This window comes from Stenotrophomonas acidaminiphila (genome assembly GCF_014109845.1).
GTDB lineage: Bacteria > Pseudomonadota > Gammaproteobacteria > Xanthomonadales > Xanthomonadaceae > Stenotrophomonas > Stenotrophomonas acidaminiphila.
On the sequence record NZ_CP043567.1, the window covers coordinates 1290541 to 1309158 of the forward strand.

An 18618-nucleotide genomic window follows, 5' to 3' on the forward strand; every position below is an offset into this window, starting at 1 on the left:
GGTCATGCCGGCGCGCTGGGGGCCAGCTGCGGCACCTTTCAGCGGGACGGCATCATTCCCCGGCCAGCAACCTGTTCCAGCCTTCCACGCCCAGCTTGTCCAGCGTGGCGATGTTGCGCTCGACGATCACGTCCGGGTCCGGGAACGCGGCCACCGCGCGTTCCACGCTGTCCTCGCGCAGCAGGTGCAGGGTGGGCCACGGCGCGCGGTTGGTGTAATTGCTGGCATCGTCCGCCGCGGTACCGGCGAACTGGTACTGCGGGTGGAAGCTTGCCACCTGCAGCACGCCCTGCAGGTCCAGCGCTTCCACCGCCGCGTCGGCGTTGTCCAGGAAGTCGTTGTAGTCGAGGAAATCGGTGAGCACCTGCGGGTGCACGATCAGCGTGGTATCGGTCTGCTCGGCCGGCGTATCGCGCAGCAGCAGCAGTTCCTCGGCCAGCTGTTCCAGCAGCGCCTCGGGCGTGGTCGCGTCGCTGAGCACGAAGCGCACCTGCTCCTTGACGTATACCGCCTTGGCGAAGGGGCACAGGTTCAGCCCGATCACGGCCCTCTCCAGCCAGCGGCGGGTGTCGGCGATCGGGTCGTGGGCGGTCTCGTTCATGGCATCGGGCGGCAAACGGGGGGCGGCCATTCTAGGGGATGGCGGGCATCGCGCCGGGCGCGTGGACCGGCGGCGGCACTCAGTCGCGGAAGTTGTCGAACTGCAGCGGCTGCTCGAACTCGCTCTTCTTCAGCAGCGCGATCGTCTCCTGCAGGTCGTCGCGCTTCTTGCCGTTCACGCGCAGCTTGTCGCCGTTGATCTGGGTGTCGACCTTGATCTTGGATTCCTTGATCTTCGCCGCGATCTGCTTGGCCAGCTTCTGCTCGATGCCCTGCTTGACGGTGACCTGCTGGCGCGCGCCACCGAGGTTGGTCTCGATGTCGCCGAACTCCATGCAGCGGAAGTCGATGCCGCGCGCGGCCAGGCGCTGCTTGAGGATGTCGGCCATCTGCCTGAGCTGGAAGTCGCTGGGCGCGGCCAGCTTGATCAGCGTGTCGCCGTCCTGCTCGAACTTCGCGTCCACGCCCTTGAAATCGAAGCGCGTGGACAGCTCGCGGTTGGCCTGGTCGATGGCGTTGGTCAGTTCGTGCTTGTCGACTTCGGACACGACGTCGAAGGAAGGCATGGGGAAGCTCCTGGCGGAAAAACAGCGGCCATTCTAGGCCATCGCCCGGGAGCGCCGTGGTCAGCGCGCCTGCTTCCACTGCGCATGCAGCAGGTTGGCTGCCGCGTAGCAGGCCGGGGCGTCCCTGTTGGACAGCACGATCACCGTTTTGCCGGTGTGCGGGTCGGTGCGCACGTCGGTGCAGATGCCGTCGGCGCTGCCGCCGTGGCCCCGGCGGAAATCGCGTTCGGGCACGCCCTCGCCGTAGCCGGTGGCGAAGAAGCCCAGGGCCATGAACGCGCGCTGCGGCGTGGTCGCCTGCCTGAACAGCGGCAGGGGCAGCAGCCGGCCGGCGACCAGCGCCTGCACGAAGCGCAGCAGGTCGGCGGCCGGCGCCACCTGCCCGCCGGCGGCGAAACCGCGCATCGGCAGCGTGGCGCAGTTGCGCACGCGCTTGCCTTCGACTTCTGCATGGCCCGCCGCCAGGTCCGGTGCCGGATCGTCGCAGTCGACGAAGCCGGTGCGGGCCATTGCAGCCGGTGCCAGCACATGCGTGCGGATGCAGGACTCGAAATCCTGCCCGGACAGCACCTCGACCATGCGCCCCGGTACCACGTAGCGGTAGTTGCCGTATTTCTGCTGCGTACCCGGCGCGAACTCCGGCGGCCGGTTGCCGTGCAGGGCGATGACGTCGGCCGGCGTGCGCAGCCGCGCGCGTTCGGCCGCATGCGGGGCGCCGAGCAGTTCATCGACGTCGCCCGCGCCGGCGGTATGGGTGAGCAGCCGGCGCACCGTCACGGTGTCGGCGAAGGCGCGGTTGGGGCAGTCCGGCAGCACCCCGCCGGCGTGGCTGTCCAGGGTGAGGCGGCCGGCGGCGACCTGCTGCAGGTCGCCACGCGAGTGAACATCTTGCCGGCCGGGGCCAGGTTCAGGCGGTCGTCGACACGCAGCGGCGCCCCGCCATTCTCGTCGCGCGGACCGTAGGCCTTCTCGAACACCACCTCGCCGTCCTGCGCGACCCGCACCACGCCGGAGAAGCGTCCTGCGCTCTCCAGCCCGAGGACGAAGCCGTCCAGCCGCGCCAGGTCGGTGGCCGAAGGCGCCTGCGCGGCCACCGTCGTGCAGGCCAGGGACAGGGCCGGTGCGGCCAGCGGGCGAAGCGGGATGGAAGTGGCAGGCATGCGTCCGGCTCCGGCGGAAGATGGGGCGAGCATGGCGGCAGCGCGGCGGGTACCGGCACGGCCTGCGATAATCGCGCCATGTCCGTTTCTTCCCCCCCTGTCTCGCGCTCGCCCGCCGCCGCCGTGGCGTGGATGCTGTCGGCTGTCGCCTTCTTCTCGCTGATGGATGCCGGCATGAAGCTGCTGTCGGCCGGCTATCCGACCCTGCAGGTGACCATGCTGCGCGGCGCCGCCTCGCTGCCGTTCGTGCTGGTGTGGGTGCTGGCCACCGCCGGGCCGCGCTCGCTGATCCCGGTGCGCTGGGGTCTGCACCTGCTGCGCGGCGCGCTGGGCATGGCCATGATCGGCTGCTTCGTCTACGCGCTGCGCAGCCTGCCGCTGTCCACCGCCTATTCGATCTATTTCGTCGCGCCGCTGCTGGTGGCCGCGCTGTCGGTGCCGCTGCTGGGCGAGCGGGTGGGGCCGCGGCGCTGGGTCGCGATCGGCGTCGGCCTGATCGGGGTACTGGTGGTGCTGCGCCCGGGCATGGACGGCTTCATCTCGCTGCCGGGGCTGATGGTGCTGCTGGCGGCCACCGCCTACGCGATCGCGGCGGTGACGGTGAGCCTGCTGACCCGTACCGACACCCCGCAGGCGATGGTGGTGTGGTTCCTGCTGATCATGGCGGTCGGCGCCGGGCTGCTGGCCTGGCCGCAGTGGCAGCCGCTGCAGTGGCGGCACGCCGGGCTGATCGCCGGCATGGGCCTGGCCGGCGCGCTGGGCCAGATCGCGCTGACCCGCGCCTTCCAGCTGGGCCAGGCGTCGATGATCGCGCCGCTGGAGTACACCGGCCTGGTCTGGGTGATCGGCTGGGACCTGCTGCTGTGGGGCGTGCTGCCGGACCGGATGACCTGGATCGGTGCGGCGATCATCGTCGCCAGCGGCCTGTACCTGCTGCACCGCGAGCGGGTCCAGCATGCGCGGCGGGCCGGGCAGGTGGACCATCCCTGAACGCCGGCCGCTCCGCATAGAAGCAAAAGGAATAAGATTCCCGCTGCCCGTGCGGGCGCCGCGGCCGCGGCGCTGCTAGGCTTGCCGCCCTTCCGTCCGTCCACCCGCCCTGGCCGTGATCGAGTTCCAGAACCTGCACAAATCCTATGCCGTGGACGGCCGCGCGATCACCGCGCTGCATCCGCTCGACCTGACCATCGGCGCCGGCGAGGTGTTCGGCATCATCGGCCACTCCGGCGCCGGCAAGTCGACCCTGATCCGCCTGATCAACCGCCTCGAGGAACCCAGTGGCGGCCGCGTGCTGATCGACGGCCAGGACGCTACCGCGCTCGATGCCGATGGCCTGCGCGCGCTGCGCCGGCGCATCGGCATGATCTTCCAGCACTTCAACCTGCTGTCGGCGCGCACCGTGGCCGGCAACGTCGCGTTTCCGCTGGAGCTGGCCGGCATGCCGAAGGCGCGGATCGACGCGCGCGTGGCCGAGCTGCTGCATACCGTCGGCCTGGAGGCGCATGCGGCCAAGTATCCGGCGCAGCTGTCCGGCGGGCAGAAGCAGCGGGTGGGCATCGCCCGCGCGCTGGCCACCGGGCCGAAGATCCTGCTGTGCGACGAGGCCACCAGCGCGCTCGACCCGCAGACCACCGCCTCGGTGCTGGCGCTGCTGTCCAGGATCAACCGCGAGCTGGGCCTGACCATCGTGCTGATCACCCACGAGATGGACGTGATCCGCCGGGTCTGCGACCGCGTGGCGGTGCTCGATGCCGGCCACCTGGTCGAGAGCGGGCCGGTCAGCGCGGTGTTCCTGCACCCGCAGCACCCCACCACGCGCCGTTTCGTCTCCGAATCCGAGCACGTGGACGAAGGTGAGCTGCACCGCGATTTCGCCGCCGTGGGCGGGCGCATCGTGCGCCTGACCTTCCTCGGCGACGGGACCTACGAACCGCTGCTGGGCCGCATCGCGCGGCAGACCGGGGTGGACTACAACATCCTGTCCGGCCGCATCGACCGGATCAAGGACACGCCCTACGGGCAGCTGACCGTGGCCCTGGTGGGCGGCGACCAGAATGCGGCCCAGGCCGGCTTCGTCGAGGCCGGCGTGCATGTGGAGGAACTGCGTCGATGATCGTCGCCACCGCCGGCGGTTTCTTCCGCCACCTGGATGCCGGCAAATGGGCCGACATCGGCCAGGCCACCATCGATACGCTGCTGATGCTGGCCGGCTCGCTGCCGCTGACCATTGCCATCGGCCTGCCGCTGGGCGTGCTGCTGTTCCTCACCGGCTCGCCGCAGCTGCGCCGCCGCCCGCTGCTGTACGGCGTCACCGCGCTGCTGGTGAACGTGCTGCGCTCGGTGCCCTTCATCATCCTGATGATCGTGCTGATCCCGCTGACGCTGGCGCTGATGGGTACCTCGCTGGGCGTGCGTGGCGCGATCCTGCCCCTGGTGGTCGGCGCCGCGCCGTTCTACGCGCGGCTGGTCGAGACCGCGCTGCGCGAAGTGGACCGCGGCGTGATCGAGGCCAGCCAGGCCATGGGCGCCACCACCGCGCAACTGGTGTTCAAGGTGCTGCTGCCCGAGGCGCGGCCGGGCCTGATCGCCGGCGCCACGGTCACCACCATCGCTCTTATCGGCTTCACCGCGATGGGCGGCGCCATCGGCTCGGGCGGACTCGGCGACCTGGCCTTCCGCGACGGCTACCAGCGTTCGCACACCGACGTGGCGCTGGTCACGGTGGTGCTGCTGCTGGTGCTGGTACAGCTGCTGCAGATGCTGGGCGACCGGCTGGTGCGCCACTACACTCGCCGTTGAGCGGCCCCCTTCCCGCACTGGAATCCCGATGAAGACTTCCCTGTTCCGCCCGTTGCTCGCCGCTGCCGCCGTGTTGGCGCTGGCGGCCTGCGGCAAGCCCGCCACCGACGAGTCCAGGCTGGTGGTGGCCGCCACCGCGGTGCCGCATGCCGAGATCCTGCAAGTGGTCAAGCCGATCCTGGAAAAGCAGGGCGTCACCCTGGACGTGCGCGTGTTCAACGACTACGTGCAGCCCAACGACCAGCTGGTGCAGAAGCAGGTCGACGCCAACTATTTCCAGACCGAGCCGTACCTGGATGCCTACAACCGCGACCGCAAGACCCAGCTGGTGACCGTGGTCGGCGTGCACATCGAGCCGTTCGGTGCGTACTCGCGCCGGGTCAAGTCGCTGGCCGAGCTGCCGGCCGGCGCCGACGTGGTCATCCCCAATGACCCGAGCAACAACAGCCGCGCGCTGATCCTGCTGGACAAGGCCGGCGTCATCAAGCTGAAGGATCCGTCCAACGCGCTGTCCACCCAGCGCGACATCATCGACAACCCGAAGCAGCTCAGGTTCCGCGAGCTGGACTCGGCGATGCTGCCGCGCGTGCTCGACCAGGTCGACCTGGCGCTGATCAACACCAACTACGCGCTCGACGCCGGGCTCGACCCGACCCGCGACGCGCTGGCGATCGAGAGCAAGGATTCGCCGTACGTGAACTTCCTGGTCGCGCGCCCGGACAACCGCGACGACCCGCGCGTGCAGAAGCTGGCCAAGGCGCTGACCGGCCCGGAAGTGAAGGCCTTCATCGAAAGCAAGTACCAGGGCGCGGTGTTGCCGGCGTTCTGAGGATGGCCGCTGCGCCCGCCCCGGCGCGGGCGCATTGTGCCGGCGCGCCCGATTTGGCGGCATCGCGCCGCTGCCGTTAGGCTCATGCTCCGTTCCAGGGGAGCTTGCCGATGGGGTTGCTGCGTTTCGCCGGGCGTCGCATGGCGCATTTCCTGGCCCAGCCGCGGCGCCGCCAGGCGCACCCGCCCACCAGCGGCCCGCAGCTGCTGGCGCGCACCCTGCGGCGTGGCGACGTGCTGCTGGTGGAAGGCAACAGCCGCTTTTCCACCGTGATCAAGTACCTCACCCAGTCCACCTGGTCGCATGCCGCGCTGTATATCGGCGAGGAAGCGCTGGAACCGGGCGGGCCGCGGCGACCGATGCTGATCGACGTGGACGTGGAAGCGGGGGTGCGGCGCGTGCCGCTGGACGCCTTCACCGACGGCCATACCCGCATCTGCCGTCCGCACGGACTGCCGCCGCCGGTGATCGACCAGCTGATCGGCTTCATGCGCGCGCGCATCGGCTACAGCTACGACCTGAAGAACGTCTTCGACCTGGCGCGCTACCTGATCCTGCCGCCGGTGCCCGGGCACATGCGCCGGCGGATGATCGCGCTGGGCAGCGGCGAGCCGACCAAGGCGATCTGCTCGACCCTGCTGGCCCAGGCATTCGAGTCGATCCGCTACCCGATCCTGCCCGAGATCGAGACCGTGCTCGGCCATGCCGGCGGGCGCCAGCAGCAGCGCGAGATACTGCATATCCGCAACTACAGCCTCTACACGCCGCGCGACTTCGACGTGTCGCCGTTCTTCGAGATCGTCAAGCCGCGCCTGCAGATGGGCTTCGACTACCGCACCCTGCAATGGGGCGAGGACGGCACCCCGTGAGGCCACCGGCGCCCGGCCGGGCGCCATGAACGCGGCAGGCACGGGCCGCGGACGATCCGTGCCTGCCGGCAACGCGGGTCCTGGCCCGGGTCAGAAGCGGGCGCCGATACCGAAGCCCACGGTCCACGGGTCCAGCTTCAGCTTCTCGCCGGTGCCGGCACCGGCCACGCTCAGTTCCGGGCGCGCATGCATGTAGCGTGCGTCGGCACGGGCGAACCAGGTGGAGTTGATGTTCATGTCCACGCCGACCGTGCCGATCGCGCCCTTGGCGGTGCGCAGGCCGACATGGTCGCCGCTGGCGGCCAGGCCGTCGATCTTCTCGTTGCTGAAATTGGACTGGTAGTAGCCCGCGCCCACGAACGGACGGAACACGTTGTCGGCGGCGCCGAAGTGGTACTGGGCGCTCAGCGCCAGCGGCTGCTGCTCGACGGTGCCGGCCTTGGCGCCGCCGCTGGTGCGCACGCGATGGTCGAACTTGTCGGCCGCGCCCCACAGCTCGACGGCGACGTTGTCGTTGAAGTAATAGCTGGCGCTCAGCGTCGGCGCCGGGCCGCCGTCGACCTTGTCGATGCCGGTGGCCGGGCCGCTCCTGGGCTGCAGCAGGGTCACGCCGCCGACGACGGCGAAGCGCTTGCCGGACGCGGTGTCGGCGCCGGCATCCTGCGCGAACGCGGCCGGCGACAGCGCCAGGGCGCCGAGGACGGCGAAGCTCATGATCTTGATGGTACGCATGGGGTGACTCCTCGTAGTGCTCTCGGGATTGCGTTGTTATCGAGGCCCTCGTTCGGGGCGCGCCCATCCTCGCCAAGGCCGCATGAATCGATGCGTACGCGTGGTGGCGCGTGCGCGATGACGTTCAGCGAAAATGGCGCAAGGTCCGGAGCGCCGGTGGCGGGCGCCGGAAAACCATTCATGGAGTTGGATCGCGCGTGACGAACGAAACGGTGCTGCAGGGGCTGCCCGCGCAGGTGAATGCGCGCTGCCGCGTGCTCGTGCTCGGCTCGATGCCCGGCATGGCCTCGCTGCAGGCGGCGCGTTACTACGCGCATCCGCGCAATCGTTTCTGGCCGCTGATGGGTGCGCTGTGCGGCTTCGACCCGCAGCTGGACCCTGCGCAGCGGCTGGCCCGGCTGCAGCAGGCCGGCGTCGGGCTGTGGGACGTGATCGGCCGTTGCCGGCGACGCGGCAGCCTGGATGCGGCCATCGTCCGCGGCAGTGAGGTCGCCAACGCGGTGCCGGCGCTGGTGCGGGAGCTGCCGCGGCTGCAGGCCATCGCCTGCAACGGCGCCGCGGCGGCGCAGGCGTTCGAGCGCCACGTCGCGCCCGCGCTGCCGGCCGGACATGGATTGACCGTGCTGGCGCTGCCGTCCACCAGCCCGGCCAACGCCGCCTGGTCGTTCGCGCGGCTGCTGGATGAATGGCGCCGGCTGGCGCCGTGGTTGCCGGTGGCGGAACAGTCCATTTCCCCGGCGCCTGGCCGCCGGGACAGGCCGGGACAACGGTAGCCCGGCGATGCCCGCGTGGCGGGCGGCTGCGTCCGCGGCCGGCATGCCATGGCCCGTCCTTGTCCGCGGACATACGTAGGCGAATCCAAGGGCGGCGGTTGGCGCTGCGGCGCACTGGCGCCACAATAGGAGTTTCCCTCACTGTTGCTGGAGTAGTTTCATGGCCGAAATCAAGGAAGCAGTTGTCCCCGATATCGGTGACTACAGCGACATCCCGGTGATCGAAGTGCTGGTCGCCGTCGGTGATACGGTCATGAAGGACCAGGGGCTGGTGACGCTGGAATCGGACAAGGCCACGATGGAAGTGCCGTCGGCCGTGGCCGGCGTGGTCAGGGAAATCAAGGTCAAGGTCGGCGACACCCTGTCCGAGGGCAAGGTCGTGGCGCTGATCGAAGTGGCCGAGGAGGACGCAAAGCCTGCCGCCGCCACCGCGCCGGCTGCGCCTGCCAAGGTCGAGCCGGCCGCCGAGACCGGCGCCAGGGTCGAGCCGGTGGCCGTGGCCCCGGTGGCGGATAAGCTGGCCCAGCGCGAGATCGCCCAGGAATCCGTGCTGGCTGCGACCCGGCCGGCCAGCCCGCCGGTGCAGTTCAATGCCGAAGGCGTGCTGCCGTCCAACGTGCCCTATGCCAGCCCGGCGGTGCGCGTGTTCGCCCGCGAGCTGGGCGTGGACCTGGCCCAGGTGGCCGGCACCGAGAAGGGCGGCCGCATCACCAAGGCCGACGTGCAGAAGTTCGTCAAGGGCGCATTGACCGGCAGTGGGGCAGCCGTGGCCGGTTCCGCGGCCGCCGCCGGCGGTGGCCTGAACCTGCTGCCGTGGCCGAAGGTGGACTTCGCCAAGTTCGGCGAGACCGAAGTGCAGCCGCTGTCGCGGATCAAGAAGATCTCCGGCGCCAACCTGGCGCGCAACTGGGCGATGATCCCGCACGTCACCCAGTTCGACCAGGCCGACATCACCGATCTGGAAGCGCTGCGCGTGGCGCTGAACAAGGAAAACGAGAAGGCCGGCATCAAGCTGACCATGCTCGCGTTCCTGATCAAGGCCAGCGCCGCGGCGCTGAAGAAGTTCCCCGAGTTCAACGCCTCGCTGGATGCCAGCGGCGAGAACCTGACCCTGAAGAAGTACTTCCACATCGGCTTTGCCGCCGACACGCCGAACGGCCTGGTCGTGCCGGTCATCCGCGACGTGGACAAGAAGGGCGTGGTGCAGATCGCGCAGGAAACCGGCGAACTGGCCAGGAAGGCGCGCGACGGCAAGCTCGGCCCGGCCGACATGAGCGGCGGCTGCTTCTCGATCAGCTCGCTGGGCGGCATCGGCGGCACCGCGTTCACCCCGATCGTCAACGCCCCGGAAGTGGCCATCCTGGGTGTCTCCAAGTCGTCCATCCAGCCGGTCTGGAACGGCAGGGAATTCGCACCGAAGCTGCTGCTGCCGCTGTCGCTGAGCTATGACCACCGCGTCATCGACGGCGCGCTGGCCGCGCGCTTCACCACGTACCTGTCGCAGGTGCTGGCCGACATGCGCCGCGTGCTGCTCTGATCCCGAGGACTTGAAAGATGGCGAACACGATTGAAGTCAAAGTCCCCGATATCGGCGATTACAGCAACGTGCCGGTGATCGAGATCCTGGTGGCCGTGGGCGACACGGTGGCCAAGGACCAGGGCCTGGTGACGCTGGAGTCGGACAAGGCGACGCTGGAAGTGCCGTCCACCGCTGCCGGCGTGGTCCGGGAGATCAAGGTCAAGCTCGACGACAAGCTGTCCGAGGGCGACGTGGTGGTGGTGCTGGAGGCCGAAGGCGCGGCTGCCGCGCCGGCGCCCGCCGCTGCCCCGGCCGCGACCCCCGCGCCGGCCGCGCAGCCGGCCGCCGCAGCCGCTCCGGCGGCGGTCAGTGCGCCGGCCACCGCGGCCGCAACCGGCCCGGTCGAGGTCAAGGTGCCGGACATCGGCGACTACAGCGGCGTGCCGGTGATCGAGATCCTGGTGGCCGTGGGCGATACGGTGGCCAAGGACCAGGGGCTGGTGACGCTGGAATCGGACAAGGCCACGCTGGAAGTGCCGTCCACCGCCGTCGGCGTGGTCAAGGAGATCAAGGTCAAGCTCGGCGACAAGCTGTCCGAGGGCGACGTGGTGGTGGTGCTGGAGGCGCAGGGCGCAGCGCCCGCGGCCGGCGCCGGCAACGTGGCGCCGGGCAGCAGGCCGCCGGTGACCCCGTCGCACCGCGCGCCGGACCCGGCCGTGGCCGCCCGCGCGCTGCCGTCGACCGGCCGCGCCGCCGACATCGAATGCCGGATGGTGGTGCTGGGCGCCGGCCCGGGCGGCTACACCGCCGCGTTCCGTTCGGCCGACCTGGGCATGGACACGGTGCTGGTCGAGCGCTACGCCAGCCTCGGCGGCGTCTGCCTCAACGTCGGCTGCATCCCGTCCAAGGCGCTGCTGCATGCGGCCGAGATCATCGACCATGCCGCGCATGCCGATGAGCTGGGCATCGCCTTCGGCAAGCCGAAGATCACCCTGGACAAGCTGCGCGAGTACAAGGAAAAGGTCGTTGGCCAGCTGACCAAGGGCCTGGCCGGCATGGCCAGGCAGCGCAAGGTGCGCACCGTGCAGGGCGTGGCCAAGTTCGTTTCGGCCAACGAGCTGGAGATCACCGGCGACGACGGCAAGACCCAGTTGCTGCGCTTCGAGCAGTGCATCATCGCCGCCGGCTCGCAGGCGGTGAAGCTGCCGAACTTCCCGTGGGACGACAAGCGCGTGATGGATTCCACCGACGCGCTGGAACTGGCCGAAGTGCCGAAGTCGCTGCTGGTCGTCGGCGGCGGCATCATCGGCCTGGAAATGGCCACCGTGTACAGCGCGCTGGGCGCCCAGGTCACCGTGGTCGAGTTCATGGACCAGCTGATGCCGGGCGCCGACAAGGACCTGGTCAAGCCGCTGGCCGAGCGCCTGAAGAAGCAGGGCATCGAAGTGCACCTGAAGACAAAGGCGTCGGGCGTCACCGCCGACAAGAAGGGCATCACCGTGACCTTCGAGGCCGCCACCGAGGGCGAGAAGCCGGCGATGCAGAGCGGCACCTTCGACCGCGTGCTGGTGGCCGTGGGCCGCGCGCCGAACGGCAAGAAGATCGATGCCGACAAGGCCGGCGTGGAAGTGACCGAGCGTGGCTTCATCCCGGTCGACCGGCAGATGCGCACCAACGTCCCGCACATCTTCGCCATCGGCGACATCGTCGGTAACCCGATGCTGGCGCACAAGGCAACGCACGAGGGCAAGCTGGCCGCGGAAGTGGCCTTCGGCGAGAAGAAGGAGTGGGTGGCGCGGGTGATTCCGTCGGTGGCCTACACCAACCCGGAGATCGCCTGGGTCGGCGTCACCGAGACCGAGGCCAAGGCCAAGGGGCTGAAGGTCGGCGTGGCCAGGTTCCCGTGGGCGGCCAGCGGCCGCGCCATCGGCATCGGCCGCACCGAGGGCTTCACCAAGCTGGTGTTCGACGAGGAAACCCACCGCGTGATCGGCGGCGCCATCGTCGGCGTGCATGCCGGCGAACTGCTGGCCGAGATCGGGCTGGCCATCGAGATGGGGGCCGAGGCCGAGGACATCGGCCACACCATCCACGCCCACCCGACCCTGAGCGAATCGGTGGCGATGGCTTCGGAGATCTACGACGGCACCATCACCGACCTGTACATCCCGAAGAAGAAGTAAGCGGCATACGACGCGATCGTCACGACGCCCCTTCACCGGGGCGTCGTTGTTTCCGGCCCCGGCGGAAAGCGCGCCACCGGTGGCGGCGCGCGCAGGTGGGTCAGAACGACAGGCTCACGCCCGCCAGCGGCCCCTTGAATTCCTGCTTCAGGCCGATGAGCCCATCGCTTCCCTTGCGGTCTACGTCGAGCTTGAACCAGTCGTAGCCGGCGAAGATGCCGAAGTTCGGGTTGACGTTGTACTGCACGATGGCGTTGGCGCGGCTCAGGTCGCCTTCGTAGTCATCGAAGCTGCCCCAGCGGGTGTTGAGGTACTGGCCCTGCAGGTTGATCAGCCAGTGCTCGGACGGGGTGAAGGTCAGGCGCGCGCCGACCACCGGGGCGATGCCGTCGGTCTTCTCGTCGAGCACCTGGCCCTGGTACAGGTCGCCCAGATCGGCATACGCGCGGCTGCCGACCTTGGCGTACTCGGCGCCCAGCTGCAGGCCGAGGTCGACGCGCTCGCCGTCGATCACCGCGTAATCGTAGACCAGGCTGGCGACCTGGTATTTCAGGTTGCCCTTGACGAAGCTGCCGGCCGGCACCGTGGTGCCGTCGAAGCGGATGCTCTCCCCCAGCGCCTGGCGGCGGTCCTTGTCGTAGCGGAAGTAATCGAAGATCAGCCGCTGCCGTTCGCTGATGCGGAACAGGCCGTCCACGCGCGGCTCCCATTGCGTGCCGCCGAGGTCGAAATCCTCGTCGAACGCCAGGTCCTGGCCGGCGATGCTGGTGCTGCCGCGCAGGGTGTTGGACGAATCGATGTTCATCGCGCCCAGGCGCAGGGTGAAGCGTGGATCGCCGTCGGCGGCATGGGCAGGCGCGGCCTGCAGCAGGGCCAGGGCAAGCGCGCAGGACGCGCAGGTCGTGAGGTGCGGGGGAAGACGCATCGTTCGGTTCGCTCCATGGGGTGGATCAGGGAGCGGCTACCGTGGCCGAAGCGATGTGCCACCTGCGTGACCGCAGGGTGTACGGGATGTGCAAAATGCGGCGAGGTGGCCCGGAAGCGGGCCACCTCGCCCGGTGCGTCCGTCGCGCACATCGACGAGGTTATGGCGGCGGACGTGCAGGTGTGACCCGGCGGCGACGCCGAAGTTCCGCATGTTGCAGCGCAAAATCGGGATTTGCCCGTCCTAACCCGGCCCGGCCGAAAAATCCAGTAAATGCCACAACTTGCGATCCGCAGGGGGCGGCTTGTGGCGGTTGTCTCGCAAAATGTCCCGCTGCTATACTTTCGCGGCTCGACGAGGCGCCCCCTGGCGCCGCCCAGATCTCCTTGTTCCATGAAGCAGGACATTCCACGTGCTGAACTCCGTTGATGCGGGTCGGCGGCTGATGCTGCGTGCCGCGGTGTACCCGCTGGTCGCGGTGGTTGTCCTGGCGCTGGCCTTCCTGCTGGTGGGGCCGAAGTACGCCCTCGGTGCGCTGGTTTCAGGCGCGGCGGTGGTGGCGGGGACGGTGCTGGCGGCATGGGTGGGGCTCGGCGGCGGCGTTCAGGCCGCCGGTTCGGCGATGATCCGCATGTTCCTGGGGTTCGCGCTGAAGATCGTGCTGATTGTCGCCGTGCTGGCAATGGCGTTCGTCTGGTGGCGGCTTCCTCCCTTGGCGCTGCTGGCGGCGATTCCAGTGGCGCTGATGTTCCAGGTTCTGGCTCTGGCCAGGCGTTGATCGAATTCATAAAAGGTATCCGGACTCATGGCGGGCGAGGCTCTAACCCCTACCACCTATATCCAGCATCACCTGCAGAACCTGACCGCCAAGGTCGGGGACGGCGGCAGCTTCTGGACCATCCACGTCGATACCGTCGTCACCGCGGTGCTGATGGGCCTGCTGATGGTGTTCGCCTTCTGGATGGCCACCCGCAAGGCCACCGCCGGCGTGCCGGGCAAGTGGCAGGCGTTCGTCGAGATCTGCCTGGAGTTCGTTGACCGCCAGGCCAAGGACACCTACCACGGCAAGAGCAAGCTGGTGACGCCGATCGCGATCACCATCTTCTTCTGGATCCTGTTGATGAACCTCATCAAGATGATCCCGGCCGACTTCATCGCCAAGCCGCTGGAATGGGCGGGCGTCCACTACTGGAAGCCGGTGCCGACCGCCGACGTCAATGCCACCCTGGGCATGTCGATCAGCGTGTTCTTCCTGATGGTTTTCTTCTCGCTCAGTTCCAAGGGCCTGGTCGGCTTCGTCAAGGAGTTCCTGACCGCCCCGTTCGGCAAGTGGATGATGCCGTTCAACCTGATCCTCAACATCGTCGAGTGGCTGAGCAAGCCGATCTCCCTGGCGATGCGACTGTTCGGCAACATGTTCGGCGGCGAGATCGTCTTCCTGCTGATCTGGGTGCTGGGCGGCGCCGGCGTGTTCGGTGCTGTTGCCGGTGGCGTATTCGGCCTGGGCTGGATGCTGTTCCACCTGTTGGTGATTCCGCTGCAGGCCTTCATCTTCATGATGCTGTCGATCGTGTACCTGAGCCTGTCGGAAGACAGCCACTAAGCTACAAGCTTCAACCAGTTCCAACCTTCATCCGTTTCATCACCCTTAGCTACCCATAGTTCTCGGAGAAAACCATGTACTTCGCCGTCCTGACCAATCTCGCCCAAGTTCAGAGCTCCACCGCCCTTGCCGTCGGCATCATGATCGGCCTGGCCGCGCTGGGCGCCGGTCTGGGTCTGGCCATCATGGCTGGTAAGTTCCTGGAATCGGCTGCCCGCCAGCCGGAACTGATCCCGGTCCTGCAGGTCCGCATGTTCATCACCGCCGGCCTGATCGACGCCGCGTTCATCATCTCGGTCGCCGTCGGCCTGCTGCTGGCCTTCGCCAACCCGCTGGCCGCTGCCCTGCTGGCCGAAGCCGCCAAGCTGGCGGGCTGATCCAGCTGAAGTGAGACGGCCGGGTGCCTGACGGCATCCGGCTTCGGATGAAGGTCCGGTTGCGCCGCCACGGCGGCGCAACCACCCCGACACCAGCGATCGAGCTAACCCATGAATATCAATCTCACCCTCTTTGCACAGGCACTGGCCTTTGCCGCGCTGATCTGGATCATCGCGACCAAGATCTGGCCGCCGCTGATGAAGGCCATCGAAGAGCGCCAGCAGAAGATCGCTGAAGGCCTCGCCGCTGCCGACCGCAGCCAGAAAGACCTGGCCCAGGCGGAAGTGAAGGTCAACGAGGCGCTGAAGGAAGCCCGTGGCAAGGCCAACGAGATCATCGACCAGGCCCACGCCCGCGCCAACCAGATCGTCGAGGCCGCCAAGAACGAAGCCATCGCCGAAGCCAACCGCCAGAAAGAACTGGCCCAGGCTGAAATCGACGCCGCCGCCAACCGCGCCCGCGAAGACCTGCGCAAGCAGGTGTCCGCACTGGCCGTGACCGGTGCCGAGAAGCTGCTCAAGCGCGAAATCGACGCCAACGCCCACAAGGCGCTGCTCGACGAGCTGGCCGCGGAGATCTGATAGATGAGCCAGGCCCTCACGCTTGCCCGCCCGTATGCCCGCGCCGCGTTCGCGATTGCGCGCGAGGAAGGCAAGTTCGCGCCGTGGTCGGAAGCGCTTGCGTTTTCCGCCCGCGTTGCCGCCGATCCGCGCGTGTCGGCCCTGCTGTCCAATCCGGAGCTGGCCCGCGGCGACGCCGTGGCCCTGTTGGCCCCGGAAGCGGCGGGTGAAACCTACGGCCGCTTCCTGACCCTGCTGGCCGAGTCGCATCGCCTGCAGCAGCTGCCGGAAATCGCCGGCCTGTTCGACCAGCTGCGCGCCGAAGCCGAGAACGTGGTCAAGGCCACCGTCACCTCGGCGGCCGCGCTTTCGGCCGACGAACTGGAAAAGATCAAGCTCGCGCTGCGCAGGCGTTTCGGCCGCGACGTCGAGGTCTCGACCGCGGTGGACGCTTCGCTGATCGGCGGCGCCGTGATCGATGCCGGCGACGTGGTCATCGATGGTTCGCTCAAGGGCAAGCTGTCGCGCCTGCAGACCGCGCTCGCAAACTGAATTCACTTATCGTCCGGCTTGATCGCCGGCACTAGGACTTGACGATGGCTACCACGCTCAACCCCTCCGAAATCAGCGAACTGATCAAGAACCGCATCGAGAAGGTCGCGCTGTCCGCGGAATCGCGCAACGAAGGCACCGTGACCTCGGTGTCCGACGGCATCGTGCGCATCTACGGCCTGGCCGACGTGATGCAGGGCGAAATGATCGAGCTGCCGAACAACACCTACGCGCTGGCGCTGAACCTGGAGCGCGACTCGGTCGGCGCCGTGGTGCTGGGCGACTACGAGCACCTGCGCGAAGGCGACGTGGCCAAGACCACCGGCCGCATCCTGGAAGTGCCGGTGGGTCCGGAAATGCTCGGCCGCGTGGTCAACGCGCTGGGCGAGCCGATCGACGGCAAGGGCCCGCTGGGCACCTCGCTGACCGCGCCGGTGGAGCGCGTTGCCCCGGGCGTGATCTGGCGCAAGTCGGTCGACCAGCCGGTGCAGACCGGCTACAAGTCGGTCGACTCGATGATCCCGATCGGCCGCGGTCAGCGCGAGCTGATCATCGGTGACCGCCAGACCGGCAAGACCGCCATGGCGATCGACGCGGTGATCAACCAGAAGGGCACCGGCATCAAGTGCGTGTACGTCGCGATCGGCCAGAAGGCCTCGACCGTGGCCAACATCGTGCGCAAGCTGGAAGAGAACGGCGCGCTGGCCCACACCGTGGTCGTGGCCGCCACCGCTTCCGAGTCGGCCGCGATGCAGTACATCAGCGCCTACTCCGGCTGCACCATGGGCGAGTACTTCATGGATCGCGGCGAAGACGCCCTGATCGTGTACGACGACCTGTCCAAGCAGGCCGTGGCCTACCGCCAGATCTCGCTGCTGCTGAAGCGTCCGCCGGGCCGCGAAGCCTACCCGGGCGACGTGTTCTACCTGCACTCGCGCCTGCTCGAACGCGCTGCCCGCGTGTCCGAGGAGTACGTCGAGAAGTTCACCGAAGGCAAGGTCACCGGCAAGACCGGTTCGCTGACCGCGCTGCCGATCATCGAGACCCAGGCCGGCGACGTGTCCGCGTTCGTCCCGACCAACGTGATCTCGATCACCGACGGCCAGATCTTCCTGGAAACCGACCTGTTCAACGCCGGCATCCGCCCGGCCGTGAACGCCGGTATCTCGGTGTCGCGCGTCGGTGGCTCGGCCCAGACCAAGATCATCAAGAAGCTGTCCGGCGGCATCCGCATCTCGCTGGCGCAGTACCGCGAGCTGGCGGCGTTCGCGCAGTTCGCCTCGGACCTGGACGAAGCCACCCGCAAGCAGCTCGAGCGCGGCCAGCGCGTCACCGAGCTGATGAAGCAGAAGCAGTACGCGCCGATGTCCATCGCCAACCAGGCGCTGTCGATCTACGCCGTCAACGAGGGTTACCTGGACGACGTGCCGGTCAACAAGCTGCTGGCGTTCGAAGAGGGCCTGCACGCCCACTTCGCCAACACCGCCGGCGAGCTGACCGCCAAGATCAACGCCAGCGGCGCCTGGAACGACGAGATCGAAGCCGCTTTCAAGAAGGGCATCTCCGAGTTCAAGACCACCGGCAGCTGGTAAGCCGCACGTAGAGCGGGGCCCTGGCCCCGCTTCACTGTGACACAGCGGGGGAAGGCCCCCGCTCCATGGGAATAAGAGATGGCAAGCGGACGCGAAATCAAAACCAAGATCAAGAGCGTGCAGAACACCCGCAAGGTGACGCGCGCGCTCGAGATGGTCTCCGCCTCCAAGATCCGCAAGGCGCAGGATCGGATGAAGACCTCGCGTCCGTACGCGCAGGCGATGAAGCAGGTGATCGGCCACCTGGCCCAGGCCAGCACCGACTTCCAGCATCCGTTCCTGGTCGAGCGCGAAGACGTCAAGCGCGTGGGCTACATCGTGATCTCCTCCGATCGCGGCCTGGCCGGCGGCCTGAACAACAACCTGTTCCGCAAGGCCGTGGCCGAAATGCGCGGCTGGCAGGAAAAGGGCGCCGAGATCGACATGGTGACCGTCGGCCAGAAGGCCAGCGTGTTCTTCCGCCGGGTCAACGTGAACATGGTCGGCAGCGTCACCCACATCGGCGACCAGCCGAAGCTGGAGACGCTGATCGGCGTGATCAAGGTGATGCTCGACGCCTTCACCGAAGGCAAGGTCGACCGCGTGTACCTGGTCTACAACCGCTTCATCAACACGATGACGCAGAAGGCGTCCTTCGACCAGCTGCTGCCGTTGCCGGCCAGCGAGACGCAGGTCGCCTCGCACGACTGGGACTACCTGTACGAACCCGATGCCGCGACCGTGCTCGAGCACGTGATCACGCGCTACATCGAGTCGCTGGTGTACCAGGCCGTGCTGGAGAACGTTGCTTCCGAGCACGCGGCACGCATGGTGGCGATGAAGGCGGCAAGCGACAACGCGAACAAGCTGATCGGAACCCTGCAGCTGGTCTACAACAAGGCCCGCCAGGCAGCGATCACCCAGGAAATCTCCGAAATCGTCGGCGGCGCGGCAGCAGTCTGACGCGCACAGTCAAAGCATTTAATTAGAGGATGCAGC

The 18618-nt window shown here is 68.1% G+C and carries 21 protein-coding genes; 15 read left to right on the top strand and 6 right to left on the bottom strand.

From position 1 onward, the window contains the following. Positions 1-52: 52 nt before the first annotated feature. The 4 genes from F0P95_RS05910 to F0P95_RS17485 form a co-directional block, all read right to left on the bottom strand. On the bottom strand, positions 53-601 hold the full coding sequence (locus tag F0P95_RS05910) for a DUF1415 domain-containing protein (RefSeq protein ID WP_425515914.1): 549 nt from the start codon (positions 599-601) through the stop codon (positions 53-55). Between the two features lie 79 nt (positions 602-680). Continuing rightward, positions 681-1166, bottom strand: coding sequence for a YajQ family cyclic di-GMP-binding protein (locus tag F0P95_RS05915; RefSeq protein WP_182336049.1), 486 nt, complete (start codon positions 1164-1166; stop codon positions 681-683). A 60-nt stretch (positions 1167-1226) separates the two neighbouring features. Beyond that, on the bottom strand, positions 1227-1982 hold the full coding sequence (locus F0P95_RS05920; RefSeq protein WP_232528839.1) for a serine hydrolase domain-containing protein: 756 nt from the start codon (positions 1980-1982) through the stop codon (positions 1227-1229). Further along, positions 1940-2326 carry a beta-lactamase family protein gene (locus tag F0P95_RS17485; RefSeq protein WP_232528841.1) on the bottom strand — a complete coding sequence of 129 codons (387 nt, stop codon included), beginning with the start codon at positions 2324-2326 and terminating at the stop codon, positions 1940-1942. Before F0P95_RS17485 ends, F0P95_RS05920 begins: the two co-directional genes overlap by 43 nt. Positions 2327-2404: 78 nt before the next feature. Here F0P95_RS17485 and F0P95_RS05925 point away from each other — a divergent pair, with 78 nt between their 5' ends. The 5 genes from F0P95_RS05925 (at position 2405) to F0P95_RS05945 (ending at position 6823) form a co-directional block, all read left to right on the top strand. Further along, positions 2405-3316: a DMT family transporter gene (locus tag F0P95_RS05925; protein ID WP_182336050.1), complete on the top strand. Its 912-nt coding sequence runs from the start codon at positions 2405-2407 to the stop codon at positions 3314-3316. 115 nt (positions 3317-3431) lie between these two features. Beyond that, positions 3432-4439: a methionine ABC transporter ATP-binding protein gene (locus tag F0P95_RS05930; protein ID WP_182336051.1), complete on the top strand. Its 1008-nt coding sequence runs from the start codon at positions 3432-3434 to the stop codon at positions 4437-4439. Beyond that, positions 4436-5125 (top strand): methionine ABC transporter permease, encoded by a 690-nt coding sequence (locus tag F0P95_RS05935; protein ID WP_182336052.1) that lies wholly within the window; start codon positions 4436-4438, stop codon positions 5123-5125. Before F0P95_RS05930 ends, F0P95_RS05935 begins: the two co-directional genes overlap by 4 nt. Positions 5126-5153: 28 nt before the next feature. Next, positions 5154-5954, top strand: a complete 801-nt coding sequence (locus F0P95_RS05940; protein ID WP_182336053.1) for a MetQ/NlpA family ABC transporter substrate-binding protein — start codon at positions 5154-5156, stop codon at positions 5952-5954. Positions 5955-6064: 110 nt separating this feature from the next. Next, positions 6065-6823 (top strand): YiiX/YebB-like N1pC/P60 family cysteine hydrolase, encoded by a 759-nt coding sequence (locus F0P95_RS05945; RefSeq protein ID WP_182336054.1) that lies wholly within the window; start codon positions 6065-6067, stop codon positions 6821-6823. A gap of 90 nt (positions 6824-6913) precedes the next feature. Here the strand turns inward: F0P95_RS05945 and F0P95_RS05950 are convergent, their stop codons facing one another. Beyond that, positions 6914-7555, bottom strand: a complete 642-nt coding sequence (locus F0P95_RS05950) for an OmpW/AlkL family protein (protein ID WP_182336055.1) — start codon at positions 7553-7555, stop codon at positions 6914-6916. 197 nt (positions 7556-7752) lie between these two features. Between F0P95_RS05950 and F0P95_RS05955 the strand changes: the two genes are divergently transcribed. The 3 genes from F0P95_RS05955 to lpdA all read left to right on the top strand — a co-directional run bounded on the left by F0P95_RS05955 (position 7753) and on the right by lpdA (position 12030). Next, the gene (locus tag F0P95_RS05955; RefSeq protein ID WP_182336056.1) at positions 7753-8328 is read left to right on the top strand and encodes a DNA-deoxyinosine glycosylase; all 576 of its coding nucleotides are present in this window, start codon (positions 7753-7755) and stop codon (positions 8326-8328) included. A gap of 160 nt (positions 8329-8488) precedes the next feature. Continuing rightward, positions 8489-9865, top strand: coding sequence for a dihydrolipoyllysine-residue acetyltransferase (locus tag F0P95_RS05960; protein ID WP_182336057.1), 1377 nt, complete (start codon positions 8489-8491; stop codon positions 9863-9865). A gap of 17 nt (positions 9866-9882) precedes the next feature. After that, positions 9883-12030 carry a dihydrolipoyl dehydrogenase gene (gene lpdA / locus F0P95_RS05965; RefSeq protein WP_182336058.1) on the top strand — a complete coding sequence of 716 codons (2148 nt, stop codon included), beginning with the start codon at positions 9883-9885 and terminating at the stop codon, positions 12028-12030. A gap of 100 nt (positions 12031-12130) precedes the next feature. On the opposite strand, the gene F0P95_RS05970 is transcribed toward lpdA, so the two are convergent. After that, entirely contained in the window at positions 12131-12955 is an 825-nt protein-coding gene (locus F0P95_RS05970) for a porin family protein (protein ID WP_232528843.1), read from the bottom strand. A gap of 412 nt (positions 12956-13367) precedes the next feature. On the opposite strand from F0P95_RS05970, the gene F0P95_RS05975 reads away from it, so the two are divergent. The 7 genes from F0P95_RS05975 (at position 13368) to atpG (ending at position 18582) form a co-directional block, all read left to right on the top strand. After that, positions 13368-13733: an ATP synthase subunit I gene (locus F0P95_RS05975; protein ID WP_182212595.1), complete on the top strand. Its 366-nt coding sequence runs from the start codon at positions 13368-13370 to the stop codon at positions 13731-13733. Between the two features lie 27 nt (positions 13734-13760). Continuing rightward, positions 13761-14558, top strand: coding sequence for a F0F1 ATP synthase subunit A (gene atpB / locus F0P95_RS05980; RefSeq protein ID WP_054661975.1), 798 nt, complete (start codon positions 13761-13763; stop codon positions 14556-14558). A 74-nt stretch (positions 14559-14632) separates the two neighbouring features. Then, the gene (atpE, locus tag F0P95_RS05985; RefSeq protein WP_054661978.1) at positions 14633-14935 is read left to right on the top strand and encodes a F0F1 ATP synthase subunit C; all 303 of its coding nucleotides are present in this window, start codon (positions 14633-14635) and stop codon (positions 14933-14935) included. A gap of 111 nt (positions 14936-15046) precedes the next feature. Continuing rightward, positions 15047-15517 carry a F0F1 ATP synthase subunit B gene (locus tag F0P95_RS05990; protein ID WP_153191177.1) on the top strand — a complete coding sequence of 157 codons (471 nt, stop codon included), beginning with the start codon at positions 15047-15049 and terminating at the stop codon, positions 15515-15517. A gap of 3 nt (positions 15518-15520) precedes the next feature. Beyond that, a complete protein-coding gene (locus F0P95_RS05995) occupies positions 15521-16048 on the top strand; it encodes a F0F1 ATP synthase subunit delta (protein ID WP_054661984.1) in 528 nt (175 codons plus the stop codon). A gap of 44 nt (positions 16049-16092) precedes the next feature. Continuing rightward, a complete protein-coding gene (atpA, locus tag F0P95_RS06000; RefSeq protein ID WP_054661987.1) occupies positions 16093-17640 on the top strand; it encodes a F0F1 ATP synthase subunit alpha in 1548 nt (515 codons plus the stop codon). Between the two features lie 78 nt (positions 17641-17718). Further along, positions 17719-18582, top strand: a complete 864-nt coding sequence (gene atpG / locus F0P95_RS06005; protein ID WP_056931087.1) for a F0F1 ATP synthase subunit gamma — start codon at positions 17719-17721, stop codon at positions 18580-18582. Positions 18583-18618: the final 36 nt, after the last annotated feature.